The following is an 18,204-nucleotide window of genomic DNA, read 5'->3' on the forward strand; positions in this document are numbered from 1 at the left end:
TCGTTTTTCCCTGTTTGGGGCATGTCTGGACCGGCGGGAAGGGGAAGTCACCTTGCTCTAATCATAGGTTGCCCCATCACGCAGATCCGCCATGTTCGAAAGCAACAAACAGCTGGGAGAATGCCGTGAAGCGGCTTGAAGGCAAGGTGGCCCTGGTCACTGGAGGCACATCCGGCATCGGCGCCGGGGCCGTGCAGCGGCTCTGCGCGGAAGGCGCGCGGGTCGTGTTCACCGGCTCCAACCGCAATGCTGCGGACGCGGTGTGCAGCCAGACCGGCGCCGAATTCGTCAGCCACAACGTGCGCGACGGCGCCGCATGGGATGCGCTCTCCGCCCGGATCGCGAACGATTACGGCCGCCTGGACTTCGCCTTCGCCAATGCCGGCACCGAACACGGCGACGGCAGCGTGGAGGACATCTCGCTGGAAGGGTGGGAGAACGTCATCGGCGTCAACCAGACCGGCGCCATGCTCACCGTGCAGCACGCGATGCGGCTGATGGCCAAAAACCCGGATGGGCCGACCGGGTCGATCCTGGTCAATTCCTCGATGAACGCGCACCGGGCGATGGGCAATTTCGTGGCCTATTCGGTCTCCAAGGCGGCAGTCGTTGCGCTGGTGAAGTCGGCGGCGGTCCACGCGGGCAATCGCAAATACGGCATCCGCGTCAACGCGATCCTGCCCGGCGTGGTGGAGACGGCGCTGATCCGCAACCTGATCGAGACTTCGGGCGATCCGGCAACCACCCGCGCCGCTTACGAGGGCCTGTCCCCGTTCGGCCGCATGGCGCGCGTCGAAGAGATCGCCGGGCTGGTCGCGTGGTTCGCCTCGGACGAATCGCAGTTCGTCTCGGGCAGCGAATACGTGATCGACGGGGCAACCACGGCAGGGATGATGGGCGTATGAGCGATCTGGGTTCGCAGCGGCTCACCGGCCGCGTGGCGCTGGTTTCGGGCGGGCTTCGCGGCATCGGCCTCGCCTGCGTGGAGCGTTTTCTGGCCGAGGGCGCAGAAGTCGTGCTCACCGACCTTGAGGCGCAGGACAGCGCGCTGGTCGGCGAAACGCTTGGGCGGCTGGGACAGGCCGCCAGCTATGTGCAGGCCAACGTCACCAGCGAGCAGGATTGGACCGCCGTGCTCGATGCCGTAACCCAGCGCCACGGCAAACTCCATATCCTGGTCAACAACGCGGGCATCGACCTCACCGGCGCAGTCGCTGAGACCTCGCTGGAGGGTTGGCGGCGGATCATGAGCATCAATGTCGACGGCGTGTTCCTGGGCGTGCGCACTTTCGTGCCGCTGATGGCGGCAAGCGGCGCGGAAGTGGCGGGCGGCGCCTCGATTATCAATGTCAGCTCGATCATGGGCCTCGTCGGCATGAGCGAGGTTTCCGGCTACAACGCCAGCAAGGGCGCGGTGCGGCTGTTCACCAAGTCCATCGCGCTGGAATTCGCCGAGAAGAAAATGCCGATCCGCGCCAATTCGCTGCATCCCGGCTTCGTGATGACGCCCTTGCTCAAGGAAGGCTTCCAGCGCTGGGTGGACAAGGGCGTCGCCGAAAAGCCGCAGGATCTGGTGGACCTGATGTCGAGCAAGACGCCGATGGGCCGTCTGGCCGATCCTTCCGAGCTGGCGAGCGCGGTGTTCTTCCTCGCCTCTGCGGACAGTTCCTACATGACCGGCGCGGAGTTGGTCATCGACGGCGGCTGGACCGCGCAGTGACCCTTCCGGACACTCTCCCCCCTTCGTCATTGCGAGGAGGCGAAGCCGACGAAGCAATCCAGCGCCGCGCCATTGCGCTCTGGATTGCCGCGGCCCTTCGGGCCTCGCAATGACGAAAGGCGAGGGAAGGACCAACGAAATGACAGCCTTCTGGAGAAACTTACGATGACCGCACCCTCACCCGGCGCCCTTCCCGACACCATTGCCGTCGTCACCGGCGCGGCGGGCGGCATCGGCCGCGAGATCGTCAAGGCCCTGAAGGCCGCCGGCGCCACCGTCATCGCCACCGATCTGAAGGACGGGGCGGAGATCGAAGGCGCCGACCACTACCTGAAGCACGACGTCACCAGCGAGGCCGACTGGCGCGCGGTGGAGGCGCTGGTTCGCGAAAGCTACGGCCGGCTCGACGTGCTGGTGAACAACGCCGGCCTCTCGATCGTCACCAGGTTCGAGGAGACTCCGCTCTCCGAATTCCACCGGATTAACGCGATCAACGTCGATTCCGCGATCATCGGCACGCAAGTCCTGCTGGATCTGCTCAAGGAAGGCGGCAAGGCGCGCAAGGGCGGGGCCTCGATCATCAACTTCTCCAGCGTCGGCGGCCTGCGCGGCGCGGCGTTCAATGCGGCCTATTGCGTCAGCAAGGCGGCGATCAAGATGCTGTCCAAGTGCCTCGGCGCCGAATTCGCGGCGCTCAAGTACAATATCCGCGTCAATTCCGTGCATCCCGGCGGCATCGAGACACCGATGCTGGCCTCGATCATGGACCGCTATGTCGAACTCGGCGCCTCGCCCTCGCGCGAGGCTTCACTGGCGGCGATGAACACCACCCATCCCATCGGCCGCCTCGGCAGGCCGGAGGAAATGGCCGGCGGCGTGGTCTTCCTCGCCAGCGAGGCATCCAGTTTCATGACCTGCGACGAACTCGTGATGGACGGAGGGTTCAGCCAGGTCTGACCGAAGGTCCTTCCGGAGAGATCCCATGACACCCAGCTCCCCCGCCCCGCTTCCCGGCATCCTCGGCATTCATCACATCGGGGTCTCGGTGCCCGATCTCGGCAAGGCGCGCGAATTCTACCTGGGCATCCTCGGCGCGGTCGAAGAAGTGGAGCCCCTGCATTGGGCCGACAATCCCTTCATCGACGAGATCGTCGGCTTGCAGGGCAGCGCGGCGGAGCAGTTCTTCTGCCGCCTCGGCAATGTGCAGATCGAGGTCTTCGAATATAGCGCGCCGAAGCAGCAGCCGCAGGACCCGCGCCGCGGCGTCAACGAATATGGCTATACCCATATCGCCTTGCAGGTGCAGGACCTTGCCGCCGTCCACGCGCGTATCGTCGCGGCCGGCCTTCCCGTGCACGCCCCGCCGGAACTGGCCACCATCACCACCGATGCCGACGGCAGCCGGCACGGCTACGCGGGAACGTATTGCCGCGACTTCTTCGGCAACGTCTTCGAAATCCTGGAAATCCACGAGACACCGGCCATCCGCCCGATCTGAAAGGACTCATCATGCGCATCATCGTGGCCGGAACCCTTCGCTTTGCGGGCGACGGCGCGCTCTGCGGCGAGATCATCCGCGGCGGCGCCGCCCATATCGCCTCCAGCCGCGAGGAACAGGGCTGCACGGCCTACAACTGGGCGGTCGATCCGCTCGATCCCGGCCTGATCCACGTCTACGAGGAATGGGAGAGCGAACGCGCCCTGCTCGGCCACTTCGCGCACAGCTCCTATGCCGCCATGCGCGACCATCTCGGCCGCTACGAGCTTACGGGCTTTGCGGTGCAGATCTACGCAGCCACAGGCGTAGAGCCGGTCTACGACGAGGATGGCTGGCCGCGCAGGGAGATTTTCGGAGTCACGCTCCAGGACTCGGTCGACTGACCGCCCGCGGGCGGCAAGCCGGCCGGGGCTATCCCTCGACCGGCACCGCGCCTTCGGGCGGTATCAGGAAATCCATCGTATAGCGCACGGCCTTCCAGCCCGCCGCCGTGCGCACGACATCGAAGTAATAGCGCCCGTGGACGGTGATCCCGCCACCGGCCGCGTACCGGCCCATGCCGGTGACATAGGCGCGGATCGAGGCCCGGTCGCCTTCGTAGGCGGTGATCGCGAAGTTGCTGAGGTAATGCGCGTGTGCAGCCATCGCCGCGAACGTATCGCGGAAGAACCCGCCGATCGCCCCGTGCCCCTCCAGAGCCGGAAAACCGATGCCCGACAGGTCGAACACCGCATCCTCCACGAAGACGGCGAGGATGCCGTCGATGTCGTGGAGGCTGTCCACCGCATGGGCATAGGCGATCAGCAGGTCCTGGATCGCCAGCCTGTCCTCGATCGGGCATCGTTCGATGAGACGGGGCGCCGCCGGGCTCACCCCTGCACCATGTCGTTGAGCAGTTCGTGGAAGCGCTGCACGCGCTTTTCCTGGCCCGGCAGGATGCAGCCCTTGAAACCGCGCGAATTGAGGCCCTGCTGCTGGCTGGTGCCGATCGAGAGGTCCTGATCCGCCACGAAGCCCACCGAAACGCCGTCGCCATAGACCGAATGGCGCGCCACCGCGTCATGCCGCAGCGGCACGGTGCCGAGCGGAGTCTCCACCTCGCGCATGCCTTCCACCGGCGGATAGAGGCACCAGTGCTGGAACACGCACTTCTCGGGATCGGTGGGATGCGGCTCCGTGCGCAGGACCTGGAGCTGTTCGGGGCTCATGGTCAGCGTCAGGTTGGGGAACAGCGTGCAGTGAAAATAGTCCACCAGCTGCTGGTCGCTCATCCTATCGTAGTTGGTGAAGCCCCGGCCCGGCCCCAGCCGCCGCTTCGCCTCGATTACGGCGGCGCGCAAGTCGCCGGTGTGGCCGGCGTAGGCCTCCGGGTCGATACCCCAGGCCCGCGCGATCTGGTCGAGCGGGGCGGGGACTTCGGTGGTGTGGTAATCGACGCGGGTGGTGGCCTGATGGCCCTTCATCCACATCGAGTTGTGGCCCGAGGGGTACATCTCGAACAATGTGTCCGGCAGCCCGTCGTTGATGAAAGTCGCCAGCTCCGGGTGAATGGTCGGCAGGTGGTAGCTCTCGTTGAAATTGTCCCGGATGATCTTCCAGTTGAACTCGCAATCGGCCGAGAGGTTGAGCACGCGCACCCAGTTCTCGATGCCGTAGCCGGCCAGACGCTCGGGGAAAGGCGCCAGCCATTCGTGCAGCGGGGCGACGTCGTCGTCCATGCACCAGAACACGAACGGGCCCCAGGTCTCGCAGCGCAGTTCGGACAAGTGGACTTTGCCGCAGGGGCTGCCGCCCTCGAAATCGTCCGGATCCTGCACCTTGATGAGCGTGCCGTCCAAGTCATAAGTCCAGTTGTGGTAGCCGCAGGTGATGCGCGGCACGCTGGTCACATCGGCCAGGATCAGCCGGTTTCCGCGATGGGGGCAGGAATTGTAGAAAGCGCGAACGGAATCGTCCTCCTGCCGCACCATGATGACGGATTCCTTGGCGAAATTGTGCCGGATCACGTCGCCCGGCTCCTCCAGATCGGCCAGTACGCCGCCCAGGTGCCAGACCTTGGGCCAGAGGTTCTTCATCTCGCCTGCCATCCACTCCTTGGAGATATAGCGGTCGGCAGTGATGGTATCGCCGCGCACCGGGGGATCGAATTCCTGCGAATAGCGGGAAACCTTGCTCTGGAGGTTCATGAACCTGCTCCTGCCTGTCGGGCCTGGGTGTAACTGGGATCCGCGCCGTGGCGCCCGCCACGAACGGCGCCGGGATTGGCGGCGAAGAAATCGAGCGAGCCGGGGTCGTCCTTGACCCAGTCGGTCACGAGCAGGCGCGAGGTGATGCGCCATTCGCCGTCCCGGCAGGCGTATTCGTCCAGATAGCGCCCGGCGATGAAGAGGTCGCGCACCCCGCCCGCCTCGTCGCGCACGCCGTGCCAGGCCTGGAAATAGGCCTCGCCCGTTGCGCTTTCGCCCGATATCTCGATGCGGTGCTGGCCCAGCAGGTGATGCGTCGCTTCCATCGTGCCGAGCAGATCCTGGCAGAAGGCGACGAATTCGTCCGCCGGCCCCTTCATCAGCCCGCAGTCGATCATCGCGTCATCGTGGAACGCCTGGCGCTGGAGCGCCGCGTCGAGCCGGTCCAGCCCGCGCATGTAGCGGTGCGCTGCCTCGGCAATGTCGCGCCTTGCGGCAAGGTCGCGCACTTCCGCCGCAATATCGTAGGCTGTCGCCAGTTGCGCCTCGGTCATGGTCTGCCTTCCTCTCCGCCCCCGCATGCCTTCGCGGCATGTCTGGATGGGCCCGATGAGCCGTCCAAAACCGACTCAACTGCCGGTTTTATGGTATGAGGCGGCCCAGTCCCTCACCTGCGACTAAGGCTAGGTGGCGTTCGCATGCCCAGAGGGGCAGCAACGTGAGGCAGCAATGAGGGCCAAGGAGAGGCCATGAACAGCGAAACCCTTCAGGACCGCATCCTCAGCGCCCTGGCCCCGGAAATCCATGCCGAGCCGCCCGTCAAATGGCAGCAACGCAAGAGCGCGCGGATGCGCGAGCGGCTGGTTTCGGCGGCGATCGACTGCCTGGTCGAACACGGCTATCCCGGCCTCGCCACGGCCGCCGTCGCGGCGCGCTGCGACGTTTCGCGCGGGGCCATGCACCACCACTTTCCTTCGCGGCTGGCGCTGGTCGGCGCCGTGCTCGACCATGCCGTCTACCACCGCATGCGCAGCTTCCTGGACGATTATCTCGACTTGCTGTCCCGCCGCGCCGGCGAACCGAAGATCGAGCTGGCCTGCGAGGCGCACTGGCGCTCCGTGCAGACGCGCGAATATGCCGCCTGGCTGGAACTGACCGTGGCGGCGCGGACGAACGCAGAACTGGCAGCCATCTTCGATCCCGTCGCCCGCCGCTACGACGAGATCTGGATGGGCGAGATGATCGAGGCTTTCCCGCAGTGGCGCGACGACTGGGACAATCTCAAGCTGGCGCACGATTTCACCAGCGCCATGCACATGGGCATGCTGCTGCACCGGCCGATCTTCGGCAGCGGCGAACGACTGGCCCGCCTGCACCGCTTCGCCGCCCGCACCATGCAGGACCTCAACGAGCATCGCGAGCCGGTCAAGGCGGAGAAAGGTCCGTTTTCGTAAAATCTTACAGCAAGTGTGCATTGAATGACGCGCTGCGGACCGGCATGAAGGAGCGGTCATGGCAGAGGGGAATTCGATGCGCACGTTTCTGGCCGGTCGTTTCGCGCGTGTGGTTCCGATAGGGGCCGTGCCGATCCTGGCCCTCTGCCTCATGCCACTGCCGCTGGCGGCGCAGGAAACGGCTCAGGCGCCTGCCCCCACGGACCCCGCCACGCCCAATGCACCCACCGCGCAGGGCGATCTCTCGGTCACGATCTACAACAACGATGTCGCCCTGGTGCAGGACGTGCGCCAGCTCAGCCTCGCCAGCGGCCGCGTGCGACAGAACTTCCCCGATGTCAGCGCCCGCATCCGGCCCGAGACGGTCTCGCTCACCTTGGCCGATGCCGCCATCGTGGAGCAGAATTTCGACTTCGACCTGCTCACCCCGTCCAGCCTCATGGAAAAGGCGCAGGGAGAAACGATCACTCTCATCCGCACCAATCCCGCCACCGGCGCCGAAACGCGCGAGAAGGCGAAAGTCCTGGCGGTAAACGGCGGCGTGGTGCTGGACGTCGGCGGTCATGTCGAAGTGCTGCGGGACGATGGTCTGCCGGTGCGCGCCGTGTTCGACCGCGTGCCCGAATCGCTCCGTGCCCGCCCCACGCTGTCCGTCACGCTCGCCAGCACGCGGTCGGGCACGCGGCCGGCAACGCTCTCCTATCTCAGCGGCGGCCTGGGCTGGAGCGCGGACTATGTCGCCCTGTTCGACGACAAGAGCGGGAAAGTGGACGTGCAGGGCTGGGTCACCCTGACCAACACCAGCGGCACCACGTTCAACAATGCGCGCACTCTGCTCGTGGCCGGCGAAGTGGGCAATACGAACGATCGCAACAGCTACATGCCCCAGCCCCGCCGCATGACCCGCGTGCAGCCCGGCACCGAAAGTGCCGAGCGCGAGCAACTGGGCGATTTCTATCTCTATCCCCTGGCAGAGCGCACCACCATTGCCGACAAGCAGACCAAGCAGGTCAGCTTCCTTGACGCGAAGGGCGTGGCCGCCAGCGCCGGATACCGGTTCGAGAACGGCTGGCTGGGTAGCGCGAACGAGAGCCGCAGCGCCCAGAGCGTGCTGCGCTTCGCCAATTCCGGTGCCGCCGGCCTGGGAGACGCGCTGCCCGCCGGCACGGTGCGCGTCTATGTGCGCGATGCGCGCGGCCAGCCGCAGTTCACCGGCGAGAACAGCATCGATCACACCCCGCAGGGATCGACGATCTCCCTGCCCACCGGCGACGCTTTCGACGTGAAAGTGCAGCCCACCGTGGTCGCCCGCACCAAGCTGAGTGACCAGCGCTGGCGCACCCAGATGCGCTACCGCCTGACCAATGCGCGGGGCCGGCCGGCCACCGTCGAACTGGTCCAGAGCGGCCTGGACTGGACGGATACGCGCGTGACCGAGGAAAACCGCAAGAGCGAGCGCCGCGATGCAGGCTCCACGGTCTGGCAGGTGCCGGTCCCCGCCAATGGAGAGGCGGTCGTCACCGCCACGTTCGACACGCGCTACTGATGTTCCGGCGGCTCTGCCTGGCGGTCCTGCTGCCTGCGTCGCTTGCGGCGCCTGCGCTGGAAGCGCAGGATCGGGTGCAGGACAGCGCCCCGGCGCCGCGCGCCGCGCCGCAACCCGCCCGGCCGGACATCACCGTCACCTCGCCCAGGCCGGACCGGGTTTCGCTGACCGTCTACCGCGCGCCGAACGGAGGGGGATCTCTGAACCTGCGTAACCTCGACGGGTTCGCCATGGTGACGGAAACGCGCAAGGTCCGCCTGCCGCGCGGCCGGGCGGTGCTGCGCTTCGAAGGCGTGGCGGAGGGCGTGATCCCGGTCAGCGCCGTGATCGAGGGCCTGCCCGGTGGCACGATCGAGAAGAACCGCGACGCCCGCCTGCTCTCGCCCGCCTCGCTGGTGGACGGCACGCTGGGGCGACAGGTCACGCTGACGCGCACGGACAAGGCCACCGGCCGCCCGGTGAGCGAGGATGCCACCATCGTTGCAGGGCCTCAGCCCGGTGTCGTGCTCCAGACGAAGGCGGGGATCGAGACGCTGCGCTGTTCGGGACTGCCCGAACAGCTGCATTACGACGGTGTGCCGGCCGGCCTTTCGAGCAAGCCGGTGCTGAGCGTGACCACCGAAAGCCCGGCTGCGCGCACGGTCACCGTGCGCCTCAGCTACATCGCCTCGGGCTTCGACTGGCGCGCCAGCTATGTCGCGACCCAGGCCGCGGACGGTCGCTCGCTAGATCTCTTCGCCTGGCTGACGCTGGCCAACGGCAACGGACAGGCTTTCGCCGATGCCGAAGTGAACGCCGTCGCCGGGCGCCTCAACCGGGTCTACACGCCCTCCTTGCGCGCCGCAGTCTCGGCACTGCGCCTCGTCTGCTATCCCCTGGGCACCACCACTTCCGACTTGCGCCGGATCGTTCCGCAGGCCGAGGAAATCTTCGTCACGGCCATGCGCGCCGGAGCGCCGCCCCCGCCCCCCATGGCAGCACCTGCGCCGCCCCCACCGCCGCCGCCGCCTCCCCCGCCGCCACCGGAAGACCTGGGCGATCTCAAGCTCTACCGCGTGCCCGAACGCGTCACCGTCTCCCCGCGCGGGCAGAAGCAGGTGGCCCTGCTCTCCCGCAGCGCCGTTCCTTTCGAGCGACGCTACCGGCGCGCGGTCTATCCGGGGCAGAGGCTGGACAATGCGCCGAGCGCCGTGGTCCTGGTGCTGCGCAACAAGAGTGAGGCAGGGCTGGGCCTTGCGCTTCCCGCCGGCAGCACCGCCCTCTATGCGCAGGCGCCCGGAACCGGCACGCAGTTCCTCGGCCTGGGTTCACTCACCGACCGCGCCGAAGGCGAGACCTTCCGCCTTTCCGCCGGAACCAGCACGCAAGTGCTGGTGTCGCAGCGCCAAACCTCGCCAAAGGGCGCCGTGCTCAGCCTGACCAACGCCAATCCCTTTCCCGTCGCGGTCGATGTGCCGATCGGTTCCGCCGGGCAGGACATTACCGCAGAAGGACAGAGTCTCGAACGGATCGACGGCGTGGCGACCTGGTCGCTTACCCTGCCGCCGCGCGGCACCGCCGAATTGCGCTACGGTTTCTGAACCCGCTTAAGGTTGTCGTCGTCCGGCACCGCTGGCGAACTTGAAGCGAAAAGGCGCCCCGCCGAGCGAGAATCCGTTTCCGGTCGTGGTCCCGAACCAGACCCTCGCAGACCGCTCTCTCCTACCCGGCAGCGGGCGGCTCGGTCTCACCCAGGTGGATAGCCAGCCAGATGGTTGGATCGGCGGTATAGGTGACGCGGTGCGCCGTGCCTGCCGGGATCAACAGTGCCTCGCCCATGCCCAGCCTGCACCGCCCCGTGCCGTCCAGATCCAGTTCCGCCGCGCCGGAGAGAACCAGCACCCATTCGTCCCAGTCCTGCACATAGGGCTGGTCGGCCGGGGCGACGTGGCCATGGGATTCGATCCGCTCGATGCGGACACCCGGCCGGCGCAGCAGATCGTCGAAGCGCTCCCCCTCATCCGCACCGGACAGGATCGGCAAGAGTTTCAGCACGTCCGTCATCGTCTTTCCCCGACCTGATCGCCCAACTGTCTGCCCTGCCGTCTGCGAGGCCTAGATCACCTTCGCCGCGCCGACAATCCTGCCCCGGCCGAAGCATGCCGGATCGGGCGGGCCGACCATTCCGCATGACCCTGTCTTCACGGGCGCAATTCCGTGTACGCGGCTGATTGTGCGTGATACCGTCTCCTCCGGCCCGACATTTCGGCCATGGTGGAGGATCGTCATGAAGGCATTGCTCGCCCTGGTTTCGATCGCGTCCCTTGCGGCCCCGGCTGGCCCGCCAGCGACGAACTGGCCTGCCGCCGCCCGTCTCACCGATGCGCAGGGCACCGCATGAGCGGCCCGCAGGCAAAGACGGCCCGGCATCGGCAAGACAGGCCGGATAACGGTTCACCGAAACCCAAAACATGTAAGGGGAAAGCAGCGGCATGACGGTTTCCAAGGAAGCGATCCTGGGTGTCATTGCGGAAGAGTCCGGGCTCGATCCCGCTGCCTTGCGGCCTGACGCCACGTTCGAACAGCTCGACATAGGCTCGCTCGACGTCGCCAGCACGCTCTTCATCATCGAGGACAAGTTCGGCGTGGAAGTCGATCCCGACAAGCTCGATCCCCATTCCACCATCGCCGATTTCGTGGACCTCGTGATGCGACTGGCCCCTTCGTGAGCCGCAAGGTCGTCCTGACCGGCTTCGGCTGCGTCAGCGGCCTGGGCATCGGCCTGGCGCAGACCTGGCGCAAACTGGCCGCAGGCGAAGGGGCGATCCGGCCCTGGCGGCGCGAGGCGCCCGAAGGCCATCCCGCCTGGCGGATCGACGGCCCCGCCGCCCGTGTCGACGCCGAGGCCTGCCGCATGGCCCTGGAACAGGCGGTGGGCGACAAGGACGACCTCCGGCCGCTGGGGCAGCTCGATCCCCTCTCGCTCCACGCGCTGACGGCCGGGCTGGAGGCGGTAGAGGCCGCCGGGCTGCGCGGCCATCCCTCGCTGGCGCGGCGCACGGCCATCCTGATCGGCTGCGGCAGCGGCGGCAATGCGACGATGGACCAGGCCTACGAGCGCCTCTACGCCCGCGACCTGGCGAAAGTTCATCCGCAGACGATCCCTGCTTCGATGATCTCGGCCCCCGCCAGCCACCTGGCCATGGTGCTGGGCGTTCACGGGCCGACGTTCGTGATCGCCAGCGCCTGCGCCTCATCCGCCCATGCCCTGGGAGAGGCGATGCACATGATCCGTTCCGGCCGCGCGGACGTGGCCATCGCCGGGGGCAGCGAGGCCTGCCTCACGCTCGGCTCGTGGACGGCGTGGAGCGCGGTGGGAGTGATGGCGGACGATACCTGCCGGCCTTTTTCGAAGGACCGCAAGGGCATGGTGCTGGGCGAAGGCGCGGCCGTGGTGGTGCTGGAAAGCGAAGACCATGCCCAGGCGCGGGGCGCGAATATCCTGGGCGAACTGGCAGGCTACGGCACCAGCAGCGACGCCGCCGACATGACCGCGCCGGACCGCGAAGGCATAGAAACCGCGATCCGCGCAGCGCACGAGGACGCCGGGATCGCTTCGGAAGTGCCCGCGCTGATCTCCACGCACGGAACCGGCACGCGGCTGAACGACCCCGTGGAAGCCGCGGCGATCCGGGCGATCTACGGCCGCTCCCTGGAAGCAAGCACGGTGATCGCCACCAAGTCCGCCCACGGCCACCTGATCGGCGCGACGGCGGCGATGGAATTCGTCATCGGCATGGAGGCCCTGGCGCGCGGGGCTGCGCCACCGGTGCTCAACCATCTCGGCGCCGCCCCGGATTGCGACCTGCCGCTGGCCCTTGCCGAAGCCTCGCCCGGCGCCGTGCCGATAGACCACCGGGTGCTGGTCTCGAACAGCTTCGCCTTCGGCGGCCTCAACGCCGTGCTGATCGGCCGGCTCCCGTCATGACCGCAACCGCCCATATCAACGCCATCGGCACCGCCGTTCCGCCCCACCAGGTCCACGACGCCTTCGTCGCCTTCGTGCGCTCGGCCCTTCGGGAGCCGGCGCATTTGCGCCTGTTCGACCGCATGGTGTCGCGGTCGGGGATCGACCGGCGGTTCTCTTTCATCGAGCCGGAAGTGCTGCCCGACGGGCAGCTCACCGACCGCGAACGTTTCTACGGCCTTGGCGACTGGCCCTCCACGGCCGAGCGCATGGCCCGCTACGAACGAGACGCCCCGGCGCTGGCGCTCCAGGCGGTGCGGGCGCTCAGCCCCGACATCGCCGCCGAGGGGATCACGCATCTTGTCATGGCATCCTGCACCGGCTTCGTCGCGCCGGGGCTGGACCAGTTGCTGGTGGCGCAGACCGGCATCGATCCCGCCGTCGAACGCACCGTGGTCGGGTTCATGGGCTGCTATGCGGCGGTGAACGCCCTGCGGCTGGCGCATCATATCGTGCGCTCCGAACCGGAAGCCCGGGTGCTGGTGGTGAACCTGGAGCTGTGCACGATCCATTTCCAGCGCACGCAGGACCTCGAAAAGCTGCTGTCCATGCTGCTGTTCGGAGACGGGGCGGCAGCGGCGCTGGTCACCGCCGAACCCAGGGGCGTGGCGCTCACCGATTTCCGCTCCGCCGCGATCGCCGGTTCGGCCGAGGCGATCACCTGGCGCATCGGCGACCAGGGCTTCGACATGCACCTCGATGGGCGCGTGCCCAGTTTCATCGCCAATGCCCTGCGCGCCGAGCGCAGCCGCAACGACGATCAGGGAATCTTCCGGGATCTGGCGCCGGAAGACTACGACCTCTGGGCGGTCCATGCCGGTGGCCGCACGATCCTGGACGCGGTGGAACGCGCGCTGGAGCTGCCCTCCGCAGCGCTCGGCCCCTCGCGCGACGTGCTGCGGCGCTATGGCAACATGTCCTCGGCCACGCTGATGTTCGTGCTGGCAGCGATGATCGAGAGCCATGCGGGCGCGGCGCCGCAGGACGATGAGGGCGACCTCCGCAAAGGCAACGGCAAAGGTAAGGGCATCGCCATGGCCTTCGGCCCCGGACTCGCGGCCGAGAGCTTCCGGTTCACAATGGTCCCCCGCTAGCCATGCGCGGCCTTCGCCATCGCTCCCACGAGGCGGAATGGATGGATGGCGAAGCCGTGACCGCGCAGGAATTCGCCGCCTGCATCGAGGACCTGGCCCAGGTCAACACCGTCACTCTGGCGCGCCCGCCGACCCTGGCCTTCCTGGACCGTGCTTTCGCCGCCACGCCGCCCGCCCGCACGCTGACCGTGGTGGATGTGGGCTACGGCGCGGGCGACATGCTGCGCGCGCTGGCGCGGCACGGGCGGAAACGGGGGCGTTCGCTGCGGCTGATCGGCTTCGACATCAACCCCCGCAGCGAACCCGTGGCCCGCCGCCTGACGCCGCCCGATCTCGCCATCGACTTCCGCACCGGGGACGCTTTCGCCATGGCGGCGGACGAGCCGGTGGACCTGGTGGTGAGTTCGCTCGTCACGCACCACATGGACGACGCCGGGATCGTGGCATTCCTGCAATGGATGGAGCGCAAGGCCGCGCTCGGCTGGTTCGTCAACGACCTGCACCGCCACTGGTTCGCCTATCACGGCTTCTCGCTGCTGGCGGGGGCGGTGCGCTGGCATCCTTTCGTCCGCCACGACGGCCCGCTCTCCATCGCCCGCGCCTTTCGCCGGGAGGACTGGGCCCTGCTGCTGGCCGCCGCGGGGCTGGAGGATCGCGCCGAGGTCCATTGGCGCTTCCCGTTCCGCTACTGCGTGGACCGGCGGAAATGGTAGGCCCGGACGATCCGGCCGGATCGGAGGTCGCCGTGCTGGGCGGCGGCCCCGCGGGTGCCTCGGCCGCCTTGCGGCTGGCGCGGGCGGGGGCGCGCGTCCAGCTGTTCGAGCGCCAGGCCGGGCCGCACCACAAGGTCTGCGGCGAATTCCTGTCGGTGGAAGCCCAGCGTGACTTGCGCGACATGGCCTTCGAGCCGCTTCGGCTGGGCGCCGTGGCGATCGACCGGGTGCGGCTGGTCAACGGGCGCAGCAGCGCGGAATCGCGCCTGCCCTTCACCGGGCTTGGGGTGAGCCGGCTGCTCCTCGACGAGGCCCTGCTGGAAGCCGCGGAAGCGGCCGGGGCCGAAGTGCGGCGCGGGGTGAAAGTGATCGGCCTGGACGCGGCGGGCATGGACACCAGCGCGGGCCGGTTCGATGCGCCGGCGCGGTTCCTCGCCACCGGCAAGCACGATATTCGCGGTGCCGGAAGGGAGCCCGCTGGTGGCGGCAGCTCCGGCTACGTGGGTTTCAAGATGCACTGGCGCATCACGCCCGAGCAGGACGCCGCGCTGGGCAATGCCGTGGAACTGGTGTTCGTCGAGGGCGGCTATCTGGGGCTGCAGCGCGTGGCCGCGCGGGTGATGAATTTCTGCGTGCTGGTCCGCAAGGACCGCTTCGGCGGTTCCTGGAGCGCGCTGCTGGCCGAACTCGGGCGCGACGAGCATGTCGCGCGGCGGCTCGACGGCGCCAGCGAACTGTTCGAGCGGCCCTGCTCGATCGCCGGCCTGCCTTACGGCTATGTCCACCGCCCATCGGAAGACCGCGACGGCCTGTTCCGGCTGGGCGACCAGGCCGTGCTCACCGCGCCGCTCACCGGGGACGGCATGGCCATCGCCTTGCGCAGCGCGGCCCTGGCGGTGGAGGCATGGCTCGCCGGGCTCTCTTCCGCCGACTATACCCGCCGCCTGCGCCGCGAAGTGGCGCCGCAAGTCCGCAAGGCCATGGCGCTCCACCGGGTGACCGGCCTGCCCATCGCGGCGCGGCTGGCCTCGGGCCTGCTCGGGCTATGGCCGCCCCTGCTCGGCCGTCTCGCCGCGGCGACCCGGCTGCGGGAGAGCGCCTCGCGTTGAGGCGCTCCCGTTACGTCGCCACAGCGCCCTGATCGAATGGAGAGGTCAGCCCGCCGCCGCCCTTTGATAGGCTTGCGCGCAAGAGGATGATAACGGCTGGTGGGCGCTGGAAAAATCGCCCCGTGAAAGGATCTGTCGATGGCGAACGTGGCAATCACCGGGGCGGGGCGCGGCATCGCGCTGGAACTCGTCAAACTGCACCTGGCGAAGGGCGACCGTGTCTTCGCCCTGCTGCGCGATCCCGATGGTGCGGACGCACTTCGCGGCGTTGCCGCAGGCTCGGGCGGGAAAGTGACGCTTCACGCCATGGACGTGGCCGACGATGCCTCGGTAAAGGCAGGCGCGGCCGATACCGGCGATGCCGCGATCGATGTGCTCTACAATGTCGCGGGCGTTTCCGGCAGCACCGATTCCGAGCTGGAGAGCGCCGATTTCGCTGACTGGCTGGATGTGTTCAACGTCAACGTCAATGGCCCGATGCGGGTGTTCCAGGCCTTCCTGCCGCGCCTCGGATCCGGCGCGAAAGTGGTGAGCTTCGGCAGCCAGGTCGGCGCCTCGACCTGGCCCTATCCGGGCTACGAGGCCTATTCCGCCTCCAAGGCCGCCCTGCACCGGCTGATGGTTTCGGTGGCCCTGGGCACCAAAGACCGCGGCATCATCGCGATCAGCGTGCATCCCGGCTGGGTCCAGACCGACATGGGCGGCCCCGCCGCCGAACTCACCCCGCTGGAAAGCGCGCAGGGCATTGCCGCCCTGGCGCAGCGGCTGACGCCGGAAATGTCGGGCGGGTTCTACAAGTGGAACGGCGAAACCCACGCCTGGTAACCGGGAGAACCGTGCAATGGCCTTTACCGGACCGCTGGAAGACCGCATCCTGATCCGCGAACTGCTGGACACATATGCCCACGGCGTGATGACGCGCGATGCCGAAACCTGGGGCGGAACCTGGGCGGAGGACGCCTATTGGGCGCTTCCCGAGTTCCCGGACCTCGGCGGCTATTCGGGCAAGGCGGCCATTGTCGCGGCCTGGGTGGAATCGATGAAACGCTATGGGCTGGGCGGCGGCGAGCGAGCGATGATCTATGTCGCCCACCCGGGCGAGATTCGCGTCGAGGGCGATGCTGCGACCGCGATCTCCTATACCTCGGAAATCTTCGAAGACCCCGCTTCCGGCAAGACCCTGCGCCTGCGCGGCCGCTATGCCGACGAATTGGCGCGGATCGAGGGATCTTGGCGCTTCACGCGCCGCGAATATACCACGATGGACGCGCGGGAGGATTGAAACGGCGGCTGAACGGCAGATACCTTCCGACATGCGAATCCTTCAGGGCTCCTGCCTCTGCGGCGCTTGCACGTACGAGGTGGAGGATGACTTCGAATATGCGCTGATCTGCCACTGCTCGCAGTGCCGCCGGGCGACGGGAGCAGGGTCCAAGCCTTTCGCCGGCATTCGGGCAGAGCGGCTGCGCGTCCACGCGCCCGAGCGGCTTCTGCGCTATGGCGAGAGTGGCGAGAGTGGCGAGGGCGAACGGGGCAGCCATGACGGCCACTGCGCGCGCTGCGGATCGCTGCTGTTCTCTCTCGTTCGCAAACAGCGATATGTCCATGTGACGCTGGGCACTTTGCTGGACAGCCCGACCATCCGGCCCAGCGCACATATCTTCGCCGGTTCCAAGGCCGACTGGGACCCGATCTGCGACGGCCTGCCGATGTTCGACGCTTTTCCTCCCGACTAGGGATCGAGGGCCGACACCGACTCGCTTACGCTGAAAGCCCGGATCCGCTCGCGGTCGAACAGGCGCGCCTCGTCCTCGGCGATCATCGCCTGGGTCTCGGGTTCGGCCAGGGCGGCGAAGCAGGCATCGCGCGCAGCTTCGTCGGGAAAGTCGATCTCCATCACCACGTCGGCATCGCAAGGCTGGTCCACGCCGTCGAGCGGGGCGAGGTAGCGGCGCACGTAGCGCGTGGCATGCCCGGCCAGCACGCGTTCGCCAATGCGGCGGTGGTGGCTTTCGTAATAGGCGCGGAATTGCTCCCGGCTCATGCCCTCGCGGCGCTTGAGCAGGGTGATGACGGTGACGGTCATGCCAGCCTGTCCAACCAGCCGCGCGTGGCATCGAGCACGGCCCTGGCGCGCAAGGCCGGATGGCTGAACGCCTCGCGCAGCGCGGCCGAGCGCAGTTCGATGGAGAGCGGCACGTCCGCCGGCAGCGCTTCCAGCAGCGCCGCCAGGGGCAGAGCGCCTTCCCCGCATTGCTCGCGAAAGTCCACGGCATCGGCGATCACGGCGGCAAAATCGGCGGGATCGGGCCGCGTCGCCCGGGCGTCGCAGAACTGGGCATAAGGCAACAGCGCCGGATCGATCGCGGCCACTTCGGCCGCCGTCGTGCCCGAGCGGTCGACATGGATCGGATCGACCAGCACCGCCGCCAGCGGATGATCCACGCGCCCGATCACCGCGAGCGCCTGCTTCAGGTTCCGGACCTCGGTAAAGATGCCGAACTCCAGCGCCACGCGCATCCCGGAACCCTCGGCATGGCGGCACAGTGCTGACAGCTTCGCCGCCGCGGCGCCGTGGTCGGGATCGGAGGAAACGCAGAGCACGTTCCCCGCGCCCAGCTCCGCGCCCACGTCGATCACGCGGCGATGATCGTCCAGCGCGGAGTCCGGCTTGATCCACACCACTTCCACGTCGAGCACCGGCATCCCGGTGCACGCCAGCGCCGCGCGGGCCTCGCGGGTGTGCCGTGCGGTCCATGTCTCGGGGTCTATCCAGAGACCGACGGCGTCGAAACCCGTCGCCGCACCGGCCTCCACCACGTCGACCGCGCCGAATTCGGGCAGCACGCCCGAGGCGAGCGAGAGCTTGCGCGCCATC

General features: G+C 67.8%; 22 protein-coding genes. 16 read left to right on the forward strand and 6 right to left on the reverse strand.

From position 1 onward, the window contains the following. The first annotated feature begins 125 nt into the window (after positions 1–125). The 5 genes from EDF58_RS16480 to EDF58_RS16500 all read left to right on the forward strand — a co-directional run bounded on the left by EDF58_RS16480 (position 126) and on the right by EDF58_RS16500 (position 3,601). Entirely contained in the window at positions 126–905 is a 780-nt protein-coding gene (locus EDF58_RS16480; RefSeq protein WP_132267536.1) for an SDR family oxidoreductase, read from the forward strand. Continuing rightward, on the forward strand, positions 902–1,720 hold the full coding sequence (locus EDF58_RS16485; RefSeq protein ID WP_132267537.1) for a glucose 1-dehydrogenase: 819 nt from the start codon (positions 902–904) through the stop codon (positions 1,718–1,720). Before EDF58_RS16480 ends, EDF58_RS16485 begins: the two co-directional genes overlap by 4 nt. A gap of 165 nt (positions 1,721–1,885) precedes the next feature. Next, positions 1,886–2,677: an SDR family oxidoreductase gene (locus EDF58_RS16490; RefSeq protein WP_132267538.1), complete on the forward strand. Its 792-nt coding sequence runs from the start codon at positions 1,886–1,888 to the stop codon at positions 2,675–2,677. Positions 2,678–2,702: 25 nt separating this feature from the next. Then, on the forward strand, positions 2,703–3,218 hold the full coding sequence (locus EDF58_RS16495; RefSeq protein WP_132267539.1) for a VOC family protein: 516 nt from the start codon (positions 2,703–2,705) through the stop codon (positions 3,216–3,218). An 11-nt stretch (positions 3,219–3,229) separates the two neighbouring features. After that, the gene (locus EDF58_RS16500) at positions 3,230–3,601 is read left to right on the forward strand and encodes an antibiotic biosynthesis monooxygenase (RefSeq protein WP_132267540.1); all 372 of its coding nucleotides are present in this window, start codon (positions 3,230–3,232) and stop codon (positions 3,599–3,601) included. 28 nt (positions 3,602–3,629) lie between these two features. Here EDF58_RS16500 and EDF58_RS16505 read toward each other — a convergent pair whose 3' ends face one another. The 3 genes from EDF58_RS16505 to EDF58_RS16515 are packed head-to-tail and all read right to left on the reverse strand — an operon-like array spanning position 3,630 to position 5,958. Then, positions 3,630–4,091: a nuclear transport factor 2 family protein gene (locus EDF58_RS16505; protein ID WP_243654311.1), complete on the reverse strand. Its 462-nt coding sequence runs from the start codon at positions 4,089–4,091 to the stop codon at positions 3,630–3,632. Further along, a complete protein-coding gene (locus EDF58_RS16510) occupies positions 4,088–5,404 on the reverse strand; it encodes an aromatic ring-hydroxylating dioxygenase subunit alpha (RefSeq protein ID WP_132267541.1) in 1,317 nt (438 codons plus the stop codon). The genes EDF58_RS16505 and EDF58_RS16510 overlap by 4 nt, the downstream gene beginning before the upstream one ends. Then, positions 5,401–5,958: a nuclear transport factor 2 family protein gene (locus EDF58_RS16515; protein ID WP_132267543.1), complete on the reverse strand. Its 558-nt coding sequence runs from the start codon at positions 5,956–5,958 to the stop codon at positions 5,401–5,403. The genes EDF58_RS16510 and EDF58_RS16515 overlap by 4 nt, the downstream gene beginning before the upstream one ends. Before the next feature lie 195 nt (positions 5,959–6,153). Between EDF58_RS16515 and EDF58_RS16520 the strand changes: the two genes are divergently transcribed. The 3 genes from EDF58_RS16520 (at position 6,154) to EDF58_RS16530 (ending at position 9,984) form a co-directional block, all read left to right on the forward strand. Continuing rightward, the gene (locus EDF58_RS16520; RefSeq protein ID WP_132267545.1) at positions 6,154–6,858 is read left to right on the forward strand and encodes a TetR/AcrR family transcriptional regulator; all 705 of its coding nucleotides are present in this window, start codon (positions 6,154–6,156) and stop codon (positions 6,856–6,858) included. A 151-nt stretch (positions 6,859–7,009) separates the two neighbouring features. Then, entirely contained in the window at positions 7,010–8,404 is a 1,395-nt protein-coding gene (locus EDF58_RS16525) for a DUF4139 domain-containing protein (protein WP_243654340.1), read from the forward strand. Further along, positions 8,404–9,984 (forward strand): hypothetical protein, encoded by a 1,581-nt coding sequence (locus EDF58_RS16530; protein WP_243654312.1) that lies wholly within the window; start codon positions 8,404–8,406, stop codon positions 9,982–9,984. The genes EDF58_RS16525 and EDF58_RS16530 overlap by 1 nt, the downstream gene beginning before the upstream one ends. A 121-nt stretch (positions 9,985–10,105) precedes the next feature. On the opposite strand, the gene EDF58_RS16535 is transcribed toward EDF58_RS16530, so the two are convergent. Further along, a complete protein-coding gene (locus EDF58_RS16535; RefSeq protein ID WP_243654313.1) occupies positions 10,106–10,438 on the reverse strand; it encodes a cupin domain-containing protein in 333 nt (110 codons plus the stop codon). A 437-nt stretch (positions 10,439–10,875) separates the two neighbouring features. Here EDF58_RS16535 and EDF58_RS16540 point away from each other — a divergent pair, with 437 nt between their 5' ends. From EDF58_RS16540 to EDF58_RS16575, 8 genes are all read left to right on the forward strand, one after another. Then, on the forward strand, positions 10,876–11,112 hold the full coding sequence (locus EDF58_RS16540) for an acyl carrier protein (protein ID WP_132267549.1): 237 nt from the start codon (positions 10,876–10,878) through the stop codon (positions 11,110–11,112). Next, positions 11,109–12,371 carry a beta-ketoacyl-[acyl-carrier-protein] synthase family protein gene (locus EDF58_RS16545; RefSeq protein WP_132267551.1) on the forward strand — a complete coding sequence of 421 codons (1,263 nt, stop codon included), beginning with the start codon at positions 11,109–11,111 and terminating at the stop codon, positions 12,369–12,371. The genes EDF58_RS16540 and EDF58_RS16545 overlap by 4 nt, the downstream gene beginning before the upstream one ends. Then, on the forward strand, positions 12,368–13,504 hold the full coding sequence (locus tag EDF58_RS16550) for a type III polyketide synthase (RefSeq protein WP_132267552.1): 1,137 nt from the start codon (positions 12,368–12,370) through the stop codon (positions 13,502–13,504). The genes EDF58_RS16545 and EDF58_RS16550 overlap by 4 nt, the downstream gene beginning before the upstream one ends. A gap of 41 nt (positions 13,505–13,545) precedes the next feature. After that, complete coding sequence (locus EDF58_RS16555) at positions 13,546–14,217, forward strand: methyltransferase domain-containing protein (protein WP_243654314.1); 672 nt, start codon at positions 13,546–13,548, stop codon at positions 14,215–14,217. Continuing rightward, positions 14,211–15,326, forward strand: a complete 1,116-nt coding sequence (locus EDF58_RS16560; RefSeq protein ID WP_132267556.1) for an FAD-dependent monooxygenase — start codon at positions 14,211–14,213, stop codon at positions 15,324–15,326. The genes EDF58_RS16555 and EDF58_RS16560 overlap by 7 nt, the downstream gene beginning before the upstream one ends. Before the next feature lie 138 nt (positions 15,327–15,464). Next, positions 15,465–16,151 carry an SDR family oxidoreductase gene (locus EDF58_RS16565; protein ID WP_132267557.1) on the forward strand — a complete coding sequence of 229 codons (687 nt, stop codon included), beginning with the start codon at positions 15,465–15,467 and terminating at the stop codon, positions 16,149–16,151. 16 nt (positions 16,152–16,167) lie between these two features. Then, entirely contained in the window at positions 16,168–16,608 is a 441-nt protein-coding gene (locus EDF58_RS16570) for a nuclear transport factor 2 family protein (protein WP_132267559.1), read from the forward strand. A gap of 31 nt (positions 16,609–16,639) precedes the next feature. After that, positions 16,640–17,062, forward strand: a complete 423-nt coding sequence (locus EDF58_RS16575) for a GFA family protein (RefSeq protein WP_132267561.1) — start codon at positions 16,640–16,642, stop codon at positions 17,060–17,062. On the opposite strand, the gene EDF58_RS16580 is transcribed toward EDF58_RS16575, so the two are convergent. Together EDF58_RS16580 and EDF58_RS16585 are read right to left on the reverse strand one after the other, a co-directional pair. Next, a complete protein-coding gene (locus EDF58_RS16580; RefSeq protein ID WP_132267563.1) occupies positions 17,059–17,412 on the reverse strand; it encodes an EthD domain-containing protein in 354 nt (117 codons plus the stop codon). The two genes, EDF58_RS16575 and EDF58_RS16580, sit on opposite strands and share 4 nt — an antisense overlap. Next, positions 17,409–18,203, reverse strand: coding sequence for a TIM barrel protein (locus EDF58_RS16585; protein ID WP_132267564.1), 795 nt, complete (start codon positions 18,201–18,203; stop codon positions 17,409–17,411). The genes EDF58_RS16580 and EDF58_RS16585 overlap by 4 nt, the downstream gene beginning before the upstream one ends. Between the last annotated feature and the right edge of the window lies 1 nt (position 18,204).

This window comes from Novosphingobium sp. PhB57, from assembly GCF_004342985.1.
Lineage (GTDB): Bacteria > Pseudomonadota > Alphaproteobacteria > Sphingomonadales > Sphingomonadaceae > Novosphingobium.